We start from the raw sequence: 19,199 nt of genomic DNA, 5'->3' as shown, positions 1-19,199 counted from the left end.
TATGAAAGTGAAACCCGTCGTGACTTACCGCACGACAGCGCGGTGCCCGACACATGCGCGCACTGAGATACCAATACGCGATCTGGATATGGTTATCGACGAACCAGTCGAGCGGGGCGGGACAAATCTTGGTCCGTCTCCGACTGAAACCGCGATGGTAGCGCTGATCGCCTGCACCAACGTCATCGGGCATAAAAACGCGCGCCGTTTGGGAATTGATCTTGGCACTGTGACAATCGACGCGAAATGCAGGCTGGATCGGCGCGGTGTCCTGATGGAAGAAGAGATTGATGTTCCGTTTCCCGAAATTGAACTCACCGTGAATTGTGAGACGCCGAGCAGTCAGGATGAGCTGACACGTGTGGGCAACGAAACAACCAAGTATTGCGCCATCGCAAAACTGTTCGAAGCGGCAGGCACCGACCTGACCGTCAACTGGGTCAAAGCAAACTAGTGGAAATTGAAAGACCCATCTTTCTGGGAGGAGAGACAATGAAAAACTGGACCAAGCGCAATCTGCTGGGTGTTGCCGTGGCAAGCACTATGGCATTGTCAGTTGCGGCAGAAGAGACCATTTCAGCCGTCGTAATTGATGGTTACCCGGATCGGGCCTTGTGGGTGAAAGAATTCACAAACTTTTTTATTCCCGAAGTGGATAAGCGGTTGGCCGAGTCCGGCAACTACAAGATGAACTGGCAGGAGAACTATGGCGGTTCAATCGTGAAACCCAAAGGTGTTCTGGAAGGCATACAGCTGGGTTTGGGGGACATTGGCATCGTCACAACCATCTTCCATTCATCCAAGCTGCCTAGCCAGGGGATCTCGGGCTCGACACCATTCGTTGCGTCGGATGCCCGCGCAGTGGCCAAGGCAGTTGACGAGATCGCGCGAGAATACCCGGCTATGCAGAATGAGTTCGCTGCGCAAAATCAGGTCTATCTGGCGACGGGCGTTGTGCTCGACACATATCAGATGTTCTGCTCAGAGCCGGTCGAGAAAGTTGCAGACCTTGAAGGACGCAAGATCGCGGGTGCCGGCCTGAACCTGCGATATCTCGAGGGTATCAAGGACGCGGCTGGTGTTCGCGGAGGCCTCACTGATTTCTACAACATGGTTCAAACCGGCCTTGTCGATTGCGTGATGATTTGGCCGGAAGCTTCCAAGACGTTCAAAATCGTAGAAGTAGCCCCTTACATGTTGAAGGCAGACCTTGGCGCGGTGAATACAAAAACAGTCACCGTCAACGCCGATTACTGGGCAAATCTGCCCGACGAGGTCAAAGACGTACTCCAGGCCGTGGCTATCGATTACCGTGACCACGTGGCAGGCATTGCAATGGATCGAGCCGCAGCGTCACGAGATGCCTTTGTAGAAGCTGGCGGATCGATCATTGAAATCTCGGACGAAGACCGCGCTGCGTGGGCAAATTCGATGCCCAATGTTGCGCAGGAATGGGCAGCAACGCTGAATGAGAACGGCGAGCAGGGTACAGATATGCTGGCCGCTTATCTCGGCAAGCTTCAGGATGCCGGTTTCACTGGTGTGCGCGACTGGACGGCCGAATAATCGTTCGGCGACCCGAGAAAGGGACCAGACATGCTGAAGACCGCAGTTGCCGTCCTGTCGCGGGTCGCCAATTCGCTTGCAATCACTGCCAACGCCTTGGGCACGCTCGTCGTCCTTGCATTGGTGGTCATTCTGAATGTCGACGTCGTTGCGCGCGGGCTGTTTTCGGCTCCGCTTCGAGGCACTTACGAAATGGTGCAGTTTTCGGTCGTGATGATTGTTTTTCTGCAATTGGCCGACGTGGTCAGAGTGGACCGGCTGACACGTTCGGACGGTTTCCTGAACCTGATGCACCACCGCCGCCCCGGCCTGACAGCAAACCTGAGGCGCATCATAAACGCCATCTCAGCGATCTTCATGGCATTGATTGCCTATGTGACCTTCCCTGAATTTCTTCATATGTGGGAGACGCAGGACTACTTCGGAGTTCCGGGTCTTTTCACACTCCCATGGTGGCCGGTCAAATTGGTCATCGCGTGCGGCACTGCGCTTGCCTGCATGATTTTCCTGCTCAAGGTCGTCACGGCGCAGGACCGCCCGCAACTTGTCCGCACCCCTGAACATGATGAGGCTGCAGAATGACGCCGATTGAGATTGGCCTGATCTCGGTCGTCGCCATTGTCTTTCTGATTTACGCAGGCGTATACATTCCGATTGCTCTGGGCGTGGTTTCGTTCGTGTCGATCTGGCTGATGCGGGACAACTTCACGCTTGCGCTCAACCTGCTGAAAGTTGCGGTCGGCGACAGTGCGATGGAATACAGTTTCGCGACCATTCCCCTGTTTACCTTCATGGGGCTCATCGTCTCAAAGGCCGGGTTGGGCAGGGACATCTATGAAGTCATGACAATGCGGTTTCGCAAGGTCAAAGGCGGTATTGGAATGGCAACCGTTGGAGCCAACGCCGTCTTTGCCGCAGTTACAGGGTCGTCAATTGCGTCGGCATCCGTATTCACCAAAGTCTCGGTCCCTCAAATGATGGCGCAGTCTTACAATCCGCGCTTCGCCGTCGGCGTGGTGGCTGGGTCCTCAGTTTTAGGCATGATTATCCCGCCTTCTGCTATGCTGATTATCTATTCCTTCGTCGCTGAACAGTCCGTAGGGGATATGTTCCTGGCGGGGGTTATTCCAGGGATTATGCTGGCAATCGCTTATGTCGGCGCGATTTGGGTCATGGGGCGATTCACGCCGGCGTTCGTTGGAGGGCGGGTCGTCGACGACACCGAATGGATGTCCGGGCGCGAGGTCGCGTCCAAGACCCTGCCGACAGTGTTCATCATCACCATCGTGCTTGGCGGGATCTACACAGGATGGCTAACGGCGGTTGAGGCAGGTGCAGCCGGGGCGCTGGTTGCGCTGATCATCGCAGTATTGCGCAAGTCCATGTCTCCGAAGGCATTCTGGAACGCGCTCTTAGAGACCGGTCATATCACGGCTGCGATCCTGTTCCTAATCACGGCCGCGTCGATCTATAGCCGGATGCTGGGGCTGGCGGGGCTGCCCAATCAGTTGCAGGACTTGCTTGCGGGGAATTCGGCGTCCTTCTGGGCGATCATGCTGCTTTACGTACTGCTGATGTTGTTTCTGGGAACTTTGCTGGACACGGCATCAATCATTCTGATCGTTGTCCCGCTGTTCCTGCCCATGGCTGAAGCCATTGATATGTCATTGATCTGGTTTGGCATCGTCACCGTTGTCGGCGCTGAAATTGGGCTTTTGACTCCACCTTTGGGCATATCGTGTTTTGTCATTAAATCCACGATCAACGACGACCGGATATCACTCAAGGACGTGTTCATGGGCGCACTTCCCTTTGCGTTTGTGATGCTGATCGTTCTGTTCATTCTGATCGAATTCCCCATCCTCAGCCTTGCCCTGATTTAAGGAGGCCAAGATGCGCTCTGTTACCAAAGACAATATCACCGACGTGTTCATGGGATACCTGTCCAAAGACACCGATCCGAGGATGCGTGAAATCATGGGATCTCTGGTCAAACACCTCCATGATTTTGCGCGAGAAACCAACCTGACGCATGAAGAATGGCGCGCCGGAATCGCGTTTCTGGAAGGATGTGCCGCAGTGGAAACAGAGGACCGGCATGAATTTGTGCTGGCCTCGGACGTTCTGGGCCTGTCGTCGCTGGTGGATATGCTGCACTCCAGCCCTGATGCGACCAGCTCATCCGTATTGGGGCCGTTTCACGTCTCTGGCGCGCCTGCTTTGCCTATCGGTGGCGACATGAAACGCGACTACGGTGGGACGGTGCTGCTTGCAGAAGGCGTCGTACGTGATACAGAGGGCAATCCGATTGCCGGAGCTGAGCTCGACATCTGGCAAACGGCACCGAATGGCCTTTACGCCAGTCAGGATGAAGAACAGGACACATATTCTTTTCATGGTCTGATGACCACTGGTGAAGATGGTCGGTACGCGTTCACCACTGTGAAACCAGTCGAGTATACCGTACCGTCAGATGGGCCCGTCGGGGATATTCTGCGGGCATGTGGCCGCCATCCGTGGCGACCCTCGCACCTGCATTATATCGTCAAGGCACCCGGCCACCGATCTTTGGTGACCGAGATTTTCCCCGACAACGATCCCTATCTGGATCAGGATACGGTGTTTGGCGTTCGGGACGATCTGGTGATGACCTATGTGGAACGACCAGCTTCAGAATTTCCCGATGGAATGGAACTTTCCGGAAAGATTGCCGAACCCTTCTTGCACGTGTCTTTCGACGTGAGGCTTGCCAAAATCTGACCGTTATTGTGGATGTTTGATGCGCTGAGACATACCTTCATCATAGGTGCAGCGCTGTTCTGCGGCGCAGCGATCGCTGACGAGCGAAAGTACAAGGATTGGCCATGTTTCTTCTTTTGCTAGTTACGTTCGTGACAGGACTCGTCGCTAACACGAGCGCTGCGCAGACGCCGCCTTCGGTTGATGAGGTCGCGAATTACGAAGGTCTCTTCTCAGCCGCTCACACCGGCAATGAAGAAGTGATCCGGCAGCTCGTAGCGGCGGGAGCAAACGTCAACGCGCGGGACTCGCGAGGACGCACGCCAGCTCATGTGGCAGCCTTTGCTTCAGAGGACGAAGCGTTACGTGCACTTGCTGAGGCCGGTGCCGACATGAATGCGCTTGAGGGTCAGGCCTACGACGTGGTCACTATTGCTGCCGTTGCAAACGATCCAGAATTGATGACGCTCGCAATCGAGTCAGGCAACGATCCCGGCCTAACAACCAGCCCCTATGACGGAACGGCTCTCATAGCGGCCGCACATCTCGGTCATGTAGAGATTGTCCGACGGCTAATCGCCGCTGGCGCGCCTTTGGACCATGTGAACAATCTGCACTGGACAGCAGTTATGGAAGCCGTTGTGCTTGGTGACGGCGGCTCGGATCATCTTGCAGTTCTGGATGCGTTGTTGGCAGCGGGTGCTGACCGATCGATTGCTGATCGAAACGGAACTACGCCACTCGAACATGCCGAACTGCGCGGATTTTCTGAGATGGCAGATCGGCTAAGAAAAAAGGACTGAAATCAACCAAGCAGGCTGAAGTAGCGAGTTTCACCTGAAACGCGCCAATGGCAGCTTGGATAGAACAGGCATGATTTCAATGTCTTCTCGTGGTAGGGTGGTGACAAAGATGAATACATCCCACGGATATTGGCAAGATGGACACGATTGGTGAAATTGCGCAGGACAGCCATAGTACATTCGTTTTCGCGAGGCGTGGTTTTCTTGCTGCGTCAGGCTTTGGCGCAGTGACAGTCGGACTGTGTGGCTCCTTCGTGGGTCAAACTTCTGCGAGTGAGGACGACTCGATACCACAACCTAGTGATCCCAACCATGCCAAATTCATGGAGCGCGCTTTCGAGATGCGTCAGTATGCAATTGACCACGGAGATCAGAAGTACGGTGCAGTTGTGGTGCGTGACAACGTTATTATTGGCCAATCATCGAGCAGGGTCGTCTTGGATCAAGACCCCACCGGCCATGCTGAAATGGCGGCGATCAGGGACGCGGCGCGCCGTCTCAACGACCGGGATTTGAGCCAAGCGGTCATGTACTCATCTTCCAGGCCATGCCCCATGTGTGAAGCAGCGGCCTTTTGGGCTGGGGTTCGTCACATGTTTTATGGCCGGGAAATAAGGAGCGCAGGTACTCCAACGCTCTGCAGTTTGTAAGGTTATAAGCAACCAGCGAAGTTTCTTGTCGCGTTCGCATACTGCGGCGGGAAGTCTTGGACCCAATGCGGGCCTTTGTGCAATCTGCAATGAATGACCCGACCGAGAAAAAAGCGGACTAAAAACGCGCAACTTTTAAAGCTGAGGAGAACACATGAATAGCAAGTCAATTGCCACAACAACGTTATTGCTGGCTGTGGCATCTTCCGCCTCGGCGGAGTGGTCGTTCAGTTCCGGGTCCAACCCCAATGCATTTATTCAGACCGGAAACATGACACTGGAACTTCAGTGTGACCGTATCCGGTTTGCTCCGGCTGGATATGAGAACAGCCAGGACATTGTGGACAAACAAGGGCTTTCCATTCGTTTTTTGAAGAACGGCGCAACCGAAGTTGGTGCATTTCAGGTTGGCGCTGATAACGCTGCGTTACAGATCGTGGACAATTATCCTGTCGAGATCAATTTCAATAGTCAGCAGGACTATGATTTCTTACTGGACCAGCTCGCGGCCAATGCGTCGGTCAATCTGTCGATGATTGACCAAGACGTCAGCTATGGAATCATTGATTTACAAGGTTCTAGCGCGGCAATTCGGTCGCTTCGTTCTGCGTGTGATACGGATGCCAGCGACGGAGCTTCCTACGAGGTACCCGAAGGCATCGTCTATTGTGGTGGTGGAGCGATAAAACGCCAGATCGAATATGTAATTCTGGACAATCCGGATGGGGAGTGGGACGCGCGAGTGACGGTCAACGGCGATTCAATAAGAGCCATGACCGCCTACAGTTACTTCGGAAACTCTAAGCCGCCGGCCGGATTTGTCGTGGCGCTGCTTGGAGAGGACAGGTCCGAGTTTCTGATATTTAGCGAAGGCTCGGCAAATTGGCTGGAATATGGGGACTACAGATATGATAAGTGCAATTGATGCCGCCTTCCAACTGGCTTCCCAAAAAATGCGTCAACTGAAAGGCTTGTTTGCCAGCATTTTTCTGGTTTCGAGTCTTGTTTGGATTTCACCAGCTTTCGCGGCTGATATCTCGCGACTTCCCTCCGGTTTGCGGGCAAAGGTTGATCTGGCGGTAAAAGCCTGCACGAAGTTCAACGACGGTCAGTTTGACTTAGATTGGGGCGCGGTCGAAAGGGTCGACCTCGATGGAGATCTACATCACGACTGGGTTCTGAATGAGTCCGGTTTTGCATGTTCGAGCGCTGCATCTCTTTACTGCGGAACCGGCGGATGCATGTCGCACTTTTGGGTTAGTGAAGAGGTGCACTCCCTGCTCAATCAAGGCTGGAAGGTTGTTGACTTCGGAGACCAACGCGTTGTCGTTGCGGACATCCATGGATCCAATTGCGGCGGAATAAATCCGACGCCATGCGTCACGGCCAGCGTTTGGGATGCCGAAGCCAATACTTGGCGTTCGTCAGCTGGCAATTGGGAGTAGGCTTCAATTGGTGTGAGCCTAAGTCCCGTTTTCCGACCACAAGCCCCCACATTCAACCACACGGGCGTCTTTCACCGCTACGCCACCCAGCCTCGAAAGCGGACGTTCATGCACCCCGCAGCGAATGATTGCAACGAACCCCAGGCGGACGGGTACAAAAAGAGAATACCCCCGTCAGTGGTTTTAAAGCTTTGTCAGTGGAGTCGGTTATACAGAAATCGCACGTAAACAAATCAGGTGTTTGATGCAGCTATTTGATCTGTCTAAAGGTTAATCCGCCGCAAAACAGTAGAAATAGCCATTTCCACCGGTGGCCCGAAGCGCGTCAGGAGAACAACCGCGACTACCATGAGCTGCGTTCCAAGACGTATTTCCCCCGCCATGGCGATCGTGATGTCCTACGGTTGCCGAACCCTCGCCATTCGATGTCCAATTTGCGCATGTCTTGTCTCCTTCATGCCAGGGGAAGTAGGCGGTGCCATCTGCCTGAGTACCGGTCAGAATGTCGTGTTCGTTAGGACTATCGCCGCGACCTTTGATTGTGTTTCCATTCTCGTCAACCGCAGTCCGGTAGTAGATGTTTGGCAAGATGTGTAGCTGATCAAGGTCAGAAGCTATCAATTCACCATTTGCATTGTACCAAGGGCCTTGACCGATGCGACTTCTGGCGGAAATTCCGCGTTCTCCTTCTTCCTGTGTTGACAAATATGCACGCCATTGACGGTCACCGGCCCCGGCAGCCGCGGCGAGGCTCTGGCAATGGGTGTCTGCGCCTTCAAGGCCTCCAAGATTTCCACCGTCGCCAAGGCCAGTAGACGTAACAAAGAAACCCATCGGATGGGAAACATTTGTACCTTGGGCAAAGGCTGCTCCAATTGTGAGGCCAACGGCTGACGCCACCGTAGACAATACGCGTAAATTCATTGTTTTTACTCCTTGATTTAATCTATTGCGAATAATGGAGTCGGCATTGATCATACAGCCGAGTTTGTCACCACTAGTGGAAGCCAGCAAACCTCCTCGACAATTGACGAAGCGCTACTAGCGGAGTTTCAAGCTTCAGATTCGAAATAAACCTAGACCTGTTTGTCCATAAAACGGTCATCGTCGAAAATTTGGCAAACGGTCTCACGGAGTCGCTGTCGGAGATAGTAAGACAAACATTTCTACTTCCGTTCCTTTAGTGTAGTTGAGATTTGGTCAAAAAAGTTAGGGCATTACCTCTTGGCAGCGTAGTATGAAACTTTGCGTTCTAGGTAGGCGAGGAATTCTGAGATAGTAAAGGCCAGCGCGAAAAGCACGATAAGTACTGCCCAGAAATGTCCCATAAGGAAGTTGGCCGAATACAATTCGAAAAGGGCGCCGAAACCGACAATTGAAATTAGCAATTGTCCTATAATTACACCTTTCACGGCTCGGATTACTCCAATACGAACTCCTCCTAATATCTCAGGAAGTGCGGCCCAAAAATAAATTTTGAAGAACGCATCAAACGGCGAGGCTCCAAAACTTTGCGCCATTTCTACCAATGAGCGGTTTATCTGTTTTACCCCCGCGCGAGAGTTCAAGATAATGATCCAAACTGCAAAAAGTGCCGTTGTAATGATGATCGATTTCATTCCGAAACCGAAAAGTACCATAAGAACAGGCACAAGAGCTGTTAATGGAGCGCTAAGAAAAACGTTGACCCACGGGAGCAAGAGTTCATCCAACAATCGGCTTTTACCCATAAGTATTCCAACTGGTATGCCGATTAGAATGGCTGCACCTACCCCTACCAAAAACGCGTAGGCTGTTTGAGCCAAAGCGGTCTGAAATGCCGTAGTACCAATCATCGAAAACAGTGTCGTGACGACTTCGCTGAGCGGTGGGATAAAAAAGGTTAATCCAGATTGTCCGACAATTTCCCAAAGCAAGCCCCAGATTATAAGGGATGACATCCCTGGAAGCCGGTATCCTAAAACTATCATACTTGCCTCATTCCACGTAACTGCGCAGGGATGCCCAAATATTGTCTACAATATCAAGGTATTCTGGGTCCCTGCGGATGTTGTCGACGCCCTTGTCCCGGAAGTTCGATGGTCTGATCACCTCCGAAACGCGGCTTGGCCGGGGCAACAGAATTGCAATCTGATCCGACACATAAACTGCTTCTTCAATTGAGTGGGTCACGAAAATGAATGTCTTGTTTTCGTTTTGCACCAGACCCAAGAGGTCTTCTTGAAATTTACGACGGGTCTGTTCGTCAACTGCTGAAAATGGCTCGTCCATCAAAAGAACGTCGGCGTCAACGGCAAGTGCCCTTGCCAAACCCACACGTTGACGCATGCCCCCCGACAGTTCGTGAGGATAGCTGTGTTCAAAGCCCGCGAGTCCAACATCCTTGATGTACTTTTCTGCGATAGCCTCTCTTTCGGATGTCCCGACACCACGCATCTCCAGCCCGAATGTGACGTTTTTTAGAACCGATGCCCAAGGCAACAGGGCAAAGTCCTGAAACACAAAGGCACGGTCTGGACCAGGTGACGCAACGGGTTGGCCGTTTACAAACACTTCGCCTGAGGTTGGTTCCAATAATCCTGCGATTATTTTCAGCAATGTGGTTTTGCCACATCCTGATGGCCCCAAGAGGGATGTTAATTGTCCCTTTGGAAACTCAAGAGACAAATCTCGCAGCGCTTCTACGGCACCGTAGTTCTTTGAGATATTTCGAACTGAAACAGCGCTTTCGATGGATTCCGCCACCGGAAGAGGGGTTACTTCTTTAATCTGAGACATAGCCACGTTGGTTTCCTTTGAAGAGAACCGTTTCTGTTTTTTCCAACAAATTCAAAAACAGAACCGCAAGTAGGATGATCGAGAATATTGCCGCATACATGCTGGGGTAATCGGCAATGGAACGGCTATAAGTGATGATATCGCCAACGCCAGTTGGCGTGATTTTCAATTCAGCGAGTATGGCACCGATGAAGCCTGCTGAGACCCCCAAACGCAAACCAGCGAAGATGACTGGCGATGCAGCGGGTATAACAATACGCAGCAAAATCGAATGTTTCGGGGCAAGAAAGGAACGTCCCATCTCTTTGAATGACTCGGGTGTGTTTCGTACGGCGCTGCTGGTGTTCAAAACGATGACTGGCATTGCCATAATGCAGACGACAAGGACTTTTGAGGTCAGCCCGATTCCATAGGCAAGGACCAAAAGAGGTATCAATGCGGCAAGTGGCGCTGCCTGCATTACGATGAAGATTGGAGAAAACAACCAGTCAAAGAAATTGCTCAACCCAACCCAGAGGCCGACTGCTATTCCGATGAAAGCCGAAATTACAACGCCGACAACTAATGGCTGAAGGGTTTCAGCGTAGGCTTCAAAAAGTACACCGCTACGCGCCATATCGAACAATGCGCCCATAGTTTCTGTGAACGTCGGAAATGCGTAACTTACCGGGATTAGGCCTGCTATTTGCCAAGCGCCGCACAAGATCAGTGCAGAGAGAATTTTTAACTGCAGAGCACGATTTGGCATTTACTGATGCCTCTCAATAGTCAGAAACTTGTATGCACCACGCCCTGACTTGGGCGTGGTGCTATGTGACTGAATGTCAGTTCGTCGCCGCGTCCAGCGGGGCAAGGTACCAAAAGTCCTCGATGTTCAACTCGTCTGGCGTTCCCTCGAGCTGCCCAGCAGCGGAATACCACTCCATATCTGCCGTGGCAGCGGTTCGACCCCCGCCATCAGGATCGTAAAGACCGCCTTCGACTGCATCAGTGTAAAAGCCATCCAGTTCCGCAAGAATTTCCTCAGGCAGCTGACCAATTGGTCCATCTGGATTGGTTTCACGTCTGATAACCGTTGGATCTTCGTGCATATCGCGCCATGTGCTAACCAATGCGTTCACGAAAATCGCAACGTCTTCTTCGTTCTCTTTTATCCAGTCCAGATTGGCAAACAGGGCTTCGTCGCTGGCTTCAACTTCAAACATTTCGAGCACGTTGAAGTTTTCTGCGGCGTCGCTGCGCATGAGTTTGTTTTTATTGGACAGGTCGATAATCGTGGCATCTGCCCGACCACCAAGCAGTGCTGCAACTCGATTGGACGAACCCGGGACATAGGAACGTTCACCGAATTTGATGTTCATCCGATCCTCAATCACATTGGCAATTGAATCCGTGCCACCGCCTCGCGAGTGCAACAAAATCGGTTCGCCGTTTAAGTCCTCAAGCGATGAGTACTTTGTGGTTGTGACGGGGAAAAACTTTAGTTTGGACAACTGAAAGATTATGCGAAGCGGCGCCTTGGAGCGTTGCATCGCAGAATAAGGCGTGCCGAAACCAATATCCATCTGACCGCTTAGAACCGCTTGAATCGCAAGTTCCTCATCTGAGAACGCGGTCCATTCGTAGTCCAAGCCATTGGCTTTTGCTCGGTCAAGAGCAACAAAAAATGCAGCGAGCTCATCCGATGGAGTTTCGGCCAACGCGATCCTGATTTTGTCGGCATATGCAGTGCCGGACGAAATGCTCACCGCTAGCGGCAACGCCAATGCGGCTGAGGCTAACCTTTTCAGAAAACGTTTCATTTGTCTCCTCCCTGAGAATTAGTCGTAAATTCTGAACCGGCGTTTGATGTTATGCTCTTTTGCCGGCAGTTGTTTTTCGCTCACTCCTCTCCAAAAAGTCGGGTTGATACGGAGTTCAAATGCTCGCGCATGGCTGCATGAGCGGCAGAAGCGTTCCGTTCTTGAATGGCCGTCAATATCTGATTGTGTTCTTCGAAACTCGAATGGTTGTCAGGCGGGCGAACTGAAGTTCGAACAACCGTGTTCCATGCAACTGCCCTTCGGACACCATTCAAATGATCAAACAAGGACAACAGCAGACCATTCCCCGTTGCCTCAGCAATGGCGCGGTGAAAGGCATCATCCTCGGCTTCATATTCATCCCAAGTTGCAGCGGCTGCAGCCCGATCGCGCGCTGCCTTGAGGCCAGTCACCGATTTCTCGGACGCATTGACCGCCGCTTCTCTCGCAAGCGCGGGTTCCAATGAAAGGCGCGCCCTCATCAATTGCACAGGCGTTACTGCTTCGCTTAAATGCTTTAGTTGGCTATTGCCGGTCTGAAGGCCACGGGCAGCAATAAACGTGCCTTTTCCGACATGACGCCAGATGGACCCTTCGTTTTCCAGCGTTCCGAGCGCCTTCCGGAGCGCCGACCTGCTTATGCCCAAGCGACCGATTAGATCTCTCTCAGATGGCAAACGATCACCTGGAGAATAATTGCCTTCTTCGATGAACTTGCGCAGGGCCGCGACCGTATCATTGATCTCGATCAATTCGAATTTCATGACTGGCGCATCTTCCATATTGGGTAACCAATTTTCCTAAATTGGTCTGAATTAACCAAACTTTTGACGATATAGCAATGAAAAATCGATATTTTTAGCAATGGTTGGAATTGATTTCAAGATTGGTCTACGTTAGATGCATACTTAAACCTGCTGCTATTCGGAGATATTTATGGCTAATTTTGTGATCGATGCACCCGAGAGTGTTGCCCTTCCAGTTGCTGGCACCGATGCACTCTTCCCGGTTCGGCGGGTTTACTGCATTGGAAGAAACTACGCGGCACACGCTATCGAAATGGGGCATGATCCAGACCGAGAACCGCCTTTTTTCTTCCAAAAAAATCCGAATAACCTCGATCCTTCGGGTAAATTCCCTTATCCACCGCACAGCTCGGACGTACACCATGAGGCTGAAATGTATGTCGCGCTAAGATCAGGCGGTACAAACATCTCTGTTGATCGGGCGTTGGACCATGTTTTTGGCTATGGGCTTTCCCTCGACATGACACGTCGTGATCTTCAGGGTCAGATGAAAAAAATGGGTCGTCCCTGGGAAATTGGTAAGGCCTTTGAGCGCTCCGCGCCATGTGGACCAGTTCACAGGGCATCAGAAGTTGGTCACCTCGACAAAGGTGCATTGAAACTCACCGTAAACGGAGAAACCCGGCAAGAAGGAGACCTCAACCAAATGATATGGAAGGTCCCTGAAATGATTGCCTACCTGAGTGAATACTTCGAACTTGCGGCGGGCGACGTGATCCTTTCAGGAACGCCTTCCGGCGTTGGTCCAGTTACGCGCGGCGACGTAATGGTATTGACCATTGAAGAGCTCGACAGCCTGAAAGTGACCGTAACTTAGCGAAGTACCTGCCGGACTTGTGCCAAAAACGAACTGAAAGTCTAGTACAACGGATCCAGGATGCCGCAACTAATTGCTGATTTGATCACGCCGCACGAAGATACTGCCAATTCCATTGGCGCTCCCGGTAGATCTTGGTTGAGCTATCGAGGATTAAGGGAACTAAGCAGCCGGATCGCCGAAGCTTTGCACCAAATTGGAGTGGGTCGAGGAGACCGCGTGGCAATCGTATTGCCAAACGGCCCGGAGATGGCCACCGCTTTCATAACCATCTCACAAGTGACTACGACGGCGCCACTTAACCCAGCCTACACTCAAGAAGAGTATGCCTTTTACCTTAAAGACCTGAATGCCAAGGTGCTCCTTGTAGACGAAAAGGAAGACGGTCCCGCTGTCTACGCCGCACAGGAACTTGGAATTGGTATCCTGCGGATCGCACATGACGTATCCGAGCCGGCCGGAGAGTTTTCCATATTGCCGAGCGATCCTATTGGAATCGCGGACACATCTTCGCCAAATGAAAACGATGTCGCGCTTATCCTTCACACTTCTGGAACAACCTCACGCCCGAAAATAGTGCCGCTGACACAGGCCAACATTTACGCTTCGGCGCGAAACGTAGCTTCATCCTTGGAGCTGAATTCTGACGATTGTTGCCTCAGTATTATGCCACTTTTTCATATACATGGGCTAATTGCAGCTGTCGCCGCTTCTGTTGGTTCTGGGGCTCAAATAAGTTGCACTAATGGCTTCAACGCGCTCACTTTTTTTTCACATGTAGCAGAGGTCAAACCGACTTGGTACACGGCAGTACCGACAATGCATCAAGCGATACTTGCTCGATCCAAACGCAACCAAAGTATCATTGAAAATTCGAGATTGCGCTTTTTGCGCTCTTCATCCGCTTCGTTACCGGCACCAGTGATGGAAGAGCTTGTTGAAACTTTTGGTGCGCCAGTAATCGAAGCTTATGGAATGACTGAGGCCGCGCATCAAATGTGCTGCAATCCGCTTCCCCCCCGGCTTCAAAAACCCGGATCAGTTGGAATACCAGCTGGCCCCGACGTCAAAATCGCGGATGAGGTCGAAGACATCCTGATTGCTTCAAACGAAATCGGAGAAATAGTAATAAGTGGCACGAACGTGACACTTGGTTACGAAAGCAACCCTAAGGCAAATTCAGAAAACTTCTTCGAAGCGGATGGAAAACAGTGGTTCCGTACTGGCGACCAAGGTTCATTTGATCAAGAAAACTACCTTTGGCTAACTGGTCGACTGAAGGAGATAATCAATCGAGGTGGCGAAAAAATCAGTCCACTTGAAGTTGATGCAGTACTACTAAGTCACCCCGATATTGTTCAGGCCGTTTGCTTTGTCGTTCCCCACGAAAAATTGGGTGAAGACATTGCTGCGGCAGTGGTTCTTGCCGAGGGTGCGATGGTAAAGGAAAAAGATATTCAAGATTTTGTTGGGTTTCACGTTGCTAAATTCAAAGTACCGGCAATCGTAATAGTGCTCGATGAAATTCCAAAAGGCGCAACCGGAAAAGTCCAAAGGATTGGTTTGGCTGAAAAACTTGGAATTGCAAAGGTTCAGATATGAAGATTTGTATCTTTGGTGCCGGTGCCATAGGAGGTTATGTAGCTGCAAAACTCGCTCAGACCGACGTTGATGTGAGCGTCGTAGCTCGCGGTGCACACTTGGCTGCGATACAAGAAAATGGGCTGACCCTTCTTGAGGAAGAGCACAATCCGATAAATGTAAAAGTGAACGCTTCCGAAAACGCAGAGGACTTCGGGCCACAAGACTATGTTTTTGTAACTTTGAAAGCGCATTCGGTTCCATCAGTTGTAGGGGCCATGCAGCCGCTGATATCAAACACCACGACCATTGTAAGCGGTGTAAACGGAATACCCTGGTGGTATTTCCACAAACTGGATGGCCCGTACGAAGGTACCAGGCTTAAGTCTGTCGATCCAAAAAATACCCAATGGGATGGTCTCGGGCCCGACCGGGTTTTGGGGTGCGTGGTGTATCCTGCGGCAGAGGTCATCTCTCCTGGCTTAATCAAGCATGTAGAAGGCAATCGCTTCTCTTTGGGCGAGCCCGATGGCTCCAAGTCCGAACGCTCCACTAGACTTTCGGCTGCGTTAGCTAGCGCAAAACTTCGCGCGCCAGTGCGCCCCCGCATAAGGGATGAAATTTGGTTAAAACTCTGGGGGAACTTATCGTTCAATCCCATTTCCGCGCTGACGAAAGCAACACTTGATGTTTTGTGTGCTGACCAAGGAACTCGAACAGTAGCGCGTCAGATGATGCTAGAGGCGCAGGAAATTGCGGAAACCCTAGGAGTTAAATTTCCGATTAGTGTGGAAAAACGTATTGATGGTGGCGCTGCCGTCGGTGCCCACAAGACATCAATGTGGCAGGATTTAGATTTGGGTCGGCCAATGGAAATCGACGCTTTGATCACCTCAGTGCAAGAACTAGGGCAGCTCACTGGCACACAAACTCCCACAATTGACACTGTTGCATCCCTTATAAAGCTAAGAGCACGAGTTGCTGATCTTTATTAATCCCCATTTCGGACGGTCTTGTCAGAAGAACTTCGCTTGAGCGGGTCAGGCCGGTTTGCGCCCAGTCGTCAACAAATAAAAGTACTCGGTAAAAGTTACACTGCCCATCAATTCGTGTGCTAGGTCATGGTTTCGTACCGTGATGGTGTCGTGAGTTGCTGTCGAAATGGATGTTATTGCCTTCCCGGCTTTAGGAGATGGAACGGCACCTCGCCAATCGAATGGCTTAAGAAATCAAGACACAAGTAAATCGAACAGCCCAAGTACAGTTATCCGAAGTGAAGGTTCTGGAAATCCAGTCGCTGAAAACGGAAATGACCGGCAACTTTGTCCGCATAGCAGTCGTTCACGCTGAATAAAGCGAATGACCGCACGGGGCCCAAAGCCAACGCTCATCTTGACCAAGATCAATGCACGCATACGACGCCCACCTTATGGAGAACCGGTGATGAGTTAGGGAGGGTTTCATTGAAACACTTGTTGTTTTGCGTGGCCGCGGCTTCTTGTCTGGTATCGCCGTCCTTTGCACAGTCAAGTTTTGGCACTGACGCGCCTGGAGCACTCCTGGAGAGTGCGGAAGTGCCGGTTACAGTGGACAACTTCGTCCGCGCTGCAAACGATTTCGAGCTGAGGAATTACGTGGAGCTTGCCGGCGGTATTAACCGTTTCTTTCACTTCCGCGCGCCGACGCCGGTTGAAAATCAACCGACAATCCGTATGAACCGCGATACACTCTACAGCACCGCCGTGGTCGACATCAGCGAGGGGGCGACATTAACGCTTCCAGATGTTGGGGAACGCTACATGACGGCGATGGTGGTCAATCAGGATCACTTTATCAACGAAGTGTTTTTTGGCGGCGGCACATATGCGCTTGATGTTGCAACCTTCGACACGCCTTACGTCATCGTCTATGTCCGCACGCTGGTCGACGCTTCCGATGCGGAAGACGTGGCCGCTGTAAATGCCATTCAAGGCCAAATGGAGGTACAAGCGGCCTCCGCAATCCCCTTCGTTCCGCCAAACTACGACGAAGACGCGTTCGAGGCGATTGTGAACCAACTACTGCCACTTGCCGCACTTGGCTTTGTTCGGGACAGCTTCCGAATGTTTGGAGCAAAGGAGGATGTCGATCCCATCCGGCATATGCTCGGCACGATTGGTGGTTGGGGTGGGCTGCCCGAGACGGAAGCGTTTTATCTTGGGGTTGAACCGCGTCTGCCGGTTGGCGGATACATGATCGAAGTTCCTGCAGAGGTTCCCGTGGGCGCCTTTTGGTCAATTAGCGTATACAATGCGTATGGATTTTATGAGCCGAACGCGCTTGATGCCTACAGTGTCAACTCAGTGACTGGCATACGTAACGCGGACGGCGACATGACGGTCCATCTCGGAGAATGCGACGACGGGCGATCCAACTGCCTCCCGATAACCGAGGGTTGGAACTACACCGTGCGGATGTATCGACCCGAAGCCGCTGTTCTGGATGGCAGCTGGACCTTCCCAACCATAAAACCCGTCAAGTGAGAGGGCGTACAATGACATTGAAACGCTTGCTTCCGATTGTGCTGGCCGTTCCAAATCTCGCTTTGGCAGAGCCGGTTACAATCGACACCTTTGCCCGTGCCGAAACCGACACATATATGCGCGCGAACATGGCTGCCGTAGGCGCAGGAGTGGGTGAGTTGAGCCACCTGCGGGGCACGATAACGCCCGAAAACCAGACGGTCATTCGGCAAAACCAGGATACGCTTTATTCCGGTATCGTGCTGGATCTAACCGAGCCTGCTGCGATCACATTGCCTGAGCTCGGCGGGCGATACCAATCGATGCATGTGATCAGTCAGGATCATTATATGTACGTGGTGTCAGAGCCAGGTGCCTATGAATTGACGCAGGAAGAGGTTGGCACACGGTTCGCCATTGTGAACTTCCGTACTTTCGTTGACCCCGCCGACCCGGAGGATGTGGCTGCAGCGCAAGCTGCGCAGGACGGGATCGCGGTATCCGGTGGCGGCGATGGTCCATTTGAAGCCCCGTACTGGAACCAGGACGACCTAACCACAGCCCGTCAAGCTCTGAGCACACTGTCCGAACTGGGGTTCAATTCGCTCTATGCCTTTGGACGAAAGGATGAGGTGAAGCCTGTCGATTTCCTTGTGGGAACCGCCGCTGGCTGGGGTGGATTGCCGGCCTATGGGGCGATGTATGTCATTGACAGCGTCGACGCGAACGACGGAACAACTCCGCACAGGCTCAACGTTAAAGATGTTCCTGTGGGCGCGTTCTGGTCCCTAACAGTCTATACGGACGAGGGGTATCTGGGCGCGAACGACTTCAATGTGAACAGCTTCAACAGCGTCACTGCGGATACGGACCCGGATGGGTCGATTACGCTCCATTTTGGTGGATGCGACGATGGACGCGCGAACTGCATCCCCATCACCCCCGGTTGGAACTATACAGTGCGCCTCTATGAGCCTGACGAAGCAATCATAGACGGTTCATGGAGTTTTCCGAAACCGGAGCCAATGCCCTGATTGCCAAACTGCGATGGGGTAAATCAGCGTCTGCTTCGTCCGCAACTCGGTCCTTCGCAGCAACCGTGCGAACGTCTGCACCGAGCCCGAAGCCGTCATCCTGCTCAACTAGATTGCACGGTACGCTTCCGTTGTCGGAGGGCTCAAAACGTCATGCCAAGGCAAGCGCCAGTCCCCCGAGGATCAGCGCGACTGCAGAAAGCATGGACAACCACGGAAGCCCGGTGGCGAGTTTTTCTATTCCGACGAAAATTGCGAGCGCGGCGATCCAAAGCAGGTTCATCACTCCACCGACGAAAAGAAGCGCCATTAGAACCCAGCAGCACCCAAGGCAGAACCACCCGTTCTGCATTCCCATGCGAAGAGCCCCCCAGCCCCCTGATTTCCAATTGTGCATGAAGAAAATCACCGGATGCTGACAATGCCGCAGACACGCCTGCTTGAGAGGGGACACTTGGTAAAGTCCAGCCAGCACAAGCAGCGCTCCTGCAAGCGGCGCTTGAGTGATTTCCATCATCCCGCTCATCTGCCCAATTGAAACAAGGGACCACTGCACAACAGTTGATACGAGACTGAAGAAACCCCAAACCAACAGGTACCCGGCAAGGAAAATGGAGACAGCAGCGTATGGCTTATTCGCGTTTTTGTTTTTCCTTGCAAGTGCAGCATAGAACAAC

Annotated in this window: 21 protein-coding genes; 14 read left to right on the top strand and 7 right to left on the bottom strand. The window is 52.2% G+C overall.

All coding sequences use genetic code 11. The annotated features are described in order from the left end of the window. Nucleotide 1: 1 nt before the first annotated feature. From AC2FNE_RS15435 to AC2FNE_RS15395, 9 genes are all read left to right on the top strand, one after another. Nucleotides 2-454, top strand: coding sequence for an OsmC family protein (locus AC2FNE_RS15435; RefSeq protein ID WP_170477441.1), 453 nt, complete (start codon nucleotides 2-4; stop codon nucleotides 452-454). 38 nt (nucleotides 455-492) lie between these two features. Beyond that, nucleotides 493-1,566, top strand: a complete 1,074-nt coding sequence (locus AC2FNE_RS15430; protein WP_170477439.1) for a C4-dicarboxylate TRAP transporter substrate-binding protein — start codon at nucleotides 493-495, stop codon at nucleotides 1,564-1,566. A gap of 30 nt (nucleotides 1,567-1,596) precedes the next feature. After that, the gene (locus AC2FNE_RS15425; protein ID WP_170477436.1) at nucleotides 1,597-2,148 is read left to right on the top strand and encodes a TRAP transporter small permease subunit; all 552 of its coding nucleotides are present in this window, start codon (nucleotides 1,597-1,599) and stop codon (nucleotides 2,146-2,148) included. After that, nucleotides 2,145-3,449 carry a TRAP transporter large permease gene (locus tag AC2FNE_RS15420; RefSeq protein ID WP_496805743.1) on the top strand — a complete coding sequence of 435 codons (1,305 nt, stop codon included), beginning with the start codon at nucleotides 2,145-2,147 and terminating at the stop codon, nucleotides 3,447-3,449. Before AC2FNE_RS15425 ends, AC2FNE_RS15420 begins: the two co-directional genes overlap by 4 nt. 10 nt (nucleotides 3,450-3,459) lie before the next feature. Continuing rightward, nucleotides 3,460-4,326: a dioxygenase family protein gene (locus tag AC2FNE_RS15415; RefSeq protein WP_170477431.1), complete on the top strand. Its 867-nt coding sequence runs from the start codon at nucleotides 3,460-3,462 to the stop codon at nucleotides 4,324-4,326. A 104-nt stretch (nucleotides 4,327-4,430) separates the two neighbouring features. Further along, nucleotides 4,431-5,108: an ankyrin repeat domain-containing protein gene (locus tag AC2FNE_RS15410; protein WP_170477428.1), complete on the top strand. Its 678-nt coding sequence runs from the start codon at nucleotides 4,431-4,433 to the stop codon at nucleotides 5,106-5,108. A gap of 137 nt (nucleotides 5,109-5,245) precedes the next feature. After that, complete coding sequence (locus AC2FNE_RS15405; RefSeq protein WP_170477425.1) at nucleotides 5,246-5,758, top strand: nucleoside deaminase; 513 nt, start codon at nucleotides 5,246-5,248, stop codon at nucleotides 5,756-5,758. A 154-nt stretch (nucleotides 5,759-5,912) separates the two neighbouring features. Beyond that, nucleotides 5,913-6,683, top strand: coding sequence for a hypothetical protein (locus AC2FNE_RS15400; protein ID WP_496805742.1), 771 nt, complete (start codon nucleotides 5,913-5,915; stop codon nucleotides 6,681-6,683). Continuing rightward, nucleotides 6,667-7,203, top strand: a complete 537-nt coding sequence (locus AC2FNE_RS15395) for a hypothetical protein (protein ID WP_170477420.1) — start codon at nucleotides 6,667-6,669, stop codon at nucleotides 7,201-7,203. The genes AC2FNE_RS15400 and AC2FNE_RS15395 overlap by 17 nt, the downstream gene beginning before the upstream one ends. 270 nt (nucleotides 7,204-7,473) lie before the next feature. Here AC2FNE_RS15395 and AC2FNE_RS15390 read toward each other — a convergent pair whose 3' ends face one another. The 6 genes from AC2FNE_RS15390 to AC2FNE_RS15365 all read right to left on the bottom strand — a co-directional run bounded on the left by AC2FNE_RS15390 (nucleotide 7,474) and on the right by AC2FNE_RS15365 (nucleotide 12,547). After that, nucleotides 7,474-8,127: a hypothetical protein gene (locus tag AC2FNE_RS15390; RefSeq protein WP_170477417.1), complete on the bottom strand. Its 654-nt coding sequence runs from the start codon at nucleotides 8,125-8,127 to the stop codon at nucleotides 7,474-7,476. Between the two features lie 293 nt (nucleotides 8,128-8,420). Beyond that, entirely contained in the window at nucleotides 8,421-9,143 is a 723-nt protein-coding gene (locus AC2FNE_RS15385) for an ABC transporter permease (RefSeq protein ID WP_254447980.1), read from the bottom strand. Between the two features lie 37 nt (nucleotides 9,144-9,180). Continuing rightward, nucleotides 9,181-9,981 carry an ABC transporter ATP-binding protein gene (locus tag AC2FNE_RS15380; protein WP_170477411.1) on the bottom strand — a complete coding sequence of 267 codons (801 nt, stop codon included), beginning with the start codon at nucleotides 9,979-9,981 and terminating at the stop codon, nucleotides 9,181-9,183. Beyond that, nucleotides 9,968-10,729, bottom strand: a complete 762-nt coding sequence (locus tag AC2FNE_RS15375; RefSeq protein ID WP_170477408.1) for an ABC transporter permease — start codon at nucleotides 10,727-10,729, stop codon at nucleotides 9,968-9,970. Before AC2FNE_RS15375 ends, AC2FNE_RS15380 begins: the two co-directional genes overlap by 14 nt. Before the next feature lie 76 nt (nucleotides 10,730-10,805). After that, on the bottom strand, nucleotides 10,806-11,783 hold the full coding sequence (locus AC2FNE_RS15370; protein WP_170477406.1) for an ABC transporter substrate-binding protein: 978 nt from the start codon (nucleotides 11,781-11,783) through the stop codon (nucleotides 10,806-10,808). A gap of 80 nt (nucleotides 11,784-11,863) precedes the next feature. Beyond that, nucleotides 11,864-12,547 carry a FadR/GntR family transcriptional regulator gene (locus AC2FNE_RS15365; RefSeq protein ID WP_254447979.1) on the bottom strand — a complete coding sequence of 228 codons (684 nt, stop codon included), beginning with the start codon at nucleotides 12,545-12,547 and terminating at the stop codon, nucleotides 11,864-11,866. Between the two features lie 172 nt (nucleotides 12,548-12,719). Here AC2FNE_RS15365 and AC2FNE_RS15360 point away from each other — a divergent pair, with 172 nt between their 5' ends. From AC2FNE_RS15360 to AC2FNE_RS15340, 5 genes are all read left to right on the top strand, one after another. Continuing rightward, nucleotides 12,720-13,406 (top strand): fumarylacetoacetate hydrolase family protein, encoded by a 687-nt coding sequence (locus tag AC2FNE_RS15360; RefSeq protein WP_496805741.1) that lies wholly within the window; start codon nucleotides 12,720-12,722, stop codon nucleotides 13,404-13,406. Between the two features lie 60 nt (nucleotides 13,407-13,466). Then, a complete protein-coding gene (locus tag AC2FNE_RS15355) occupies nucleotides 13,467-15,008 on the top strand; it encodes an acyl--CoA ligase (RefSeq protein ID WP_496805740.1) in 1,542 nt (513 codons plus the stop codon). Continuing rightward, a complete protein-coding gene (locus AC2FNE_RS15350; protein ID WP_170477397.1) occupies nucleotides 15,005-15,982 on the top strand; it encodes a 2-dehydropantoate 2-reductase in 978 nt (325 codons plus the stop codon). The genes AC2FNE_RS15355 and AC2FNE_RS15350 overlap by 4 nt, the downstream gene beginning before the upstream one ends. A 468-nt stretch (nucleotides 15,983-16,450) precedes the next feature. Then, nucleotides 16,451-17,509, top strand: a complete 1,059-nt coding sequence (locus AC2FNE_RS15345; protein WP_496805739.1) for a DUF1214 domain-containing protein — start codon at nucleotides 16,451-16,453, stop codon at nucleotides 17,507-17,509. An 11-nt stretch (nucleotides 17,510-17,520) separates the two neighbouring features. Then, nucleotides 17,521-18,522, top strand: coding sequence for a DUF1214 domain-containing protein (locus AC2FNE_RS15340; RefSeq protein WP_496805738.1), 1,002 nt, complete (start codon nucleotides 17,521-17,523; stop codon nucleotides 18,520-18,522). Between the two features lie 151 nt (nucleotides 18,523-18,673). Here the strand turns inward: AC2FNE_RS15340 and AC2FNE_RS15335 are convergent. Beyond that, the coding region (locus AC2FNE_RS15335; RefSeq protein ID WP_496805737.1) for a DUF2182 domain-containing protein at nucleotides 18,674-19,199 on the bottom strand (526 nt) is incomplete at its 5' end.

The sequence above is a fragment of the Ruegeria sp. YKSD179 genome (genome assembly GCF_059612885.1).
Note: the sequence above shows the minus strand (reverse complement) of the source record. Positions and strands in the feature narration are given on the sequence as shown.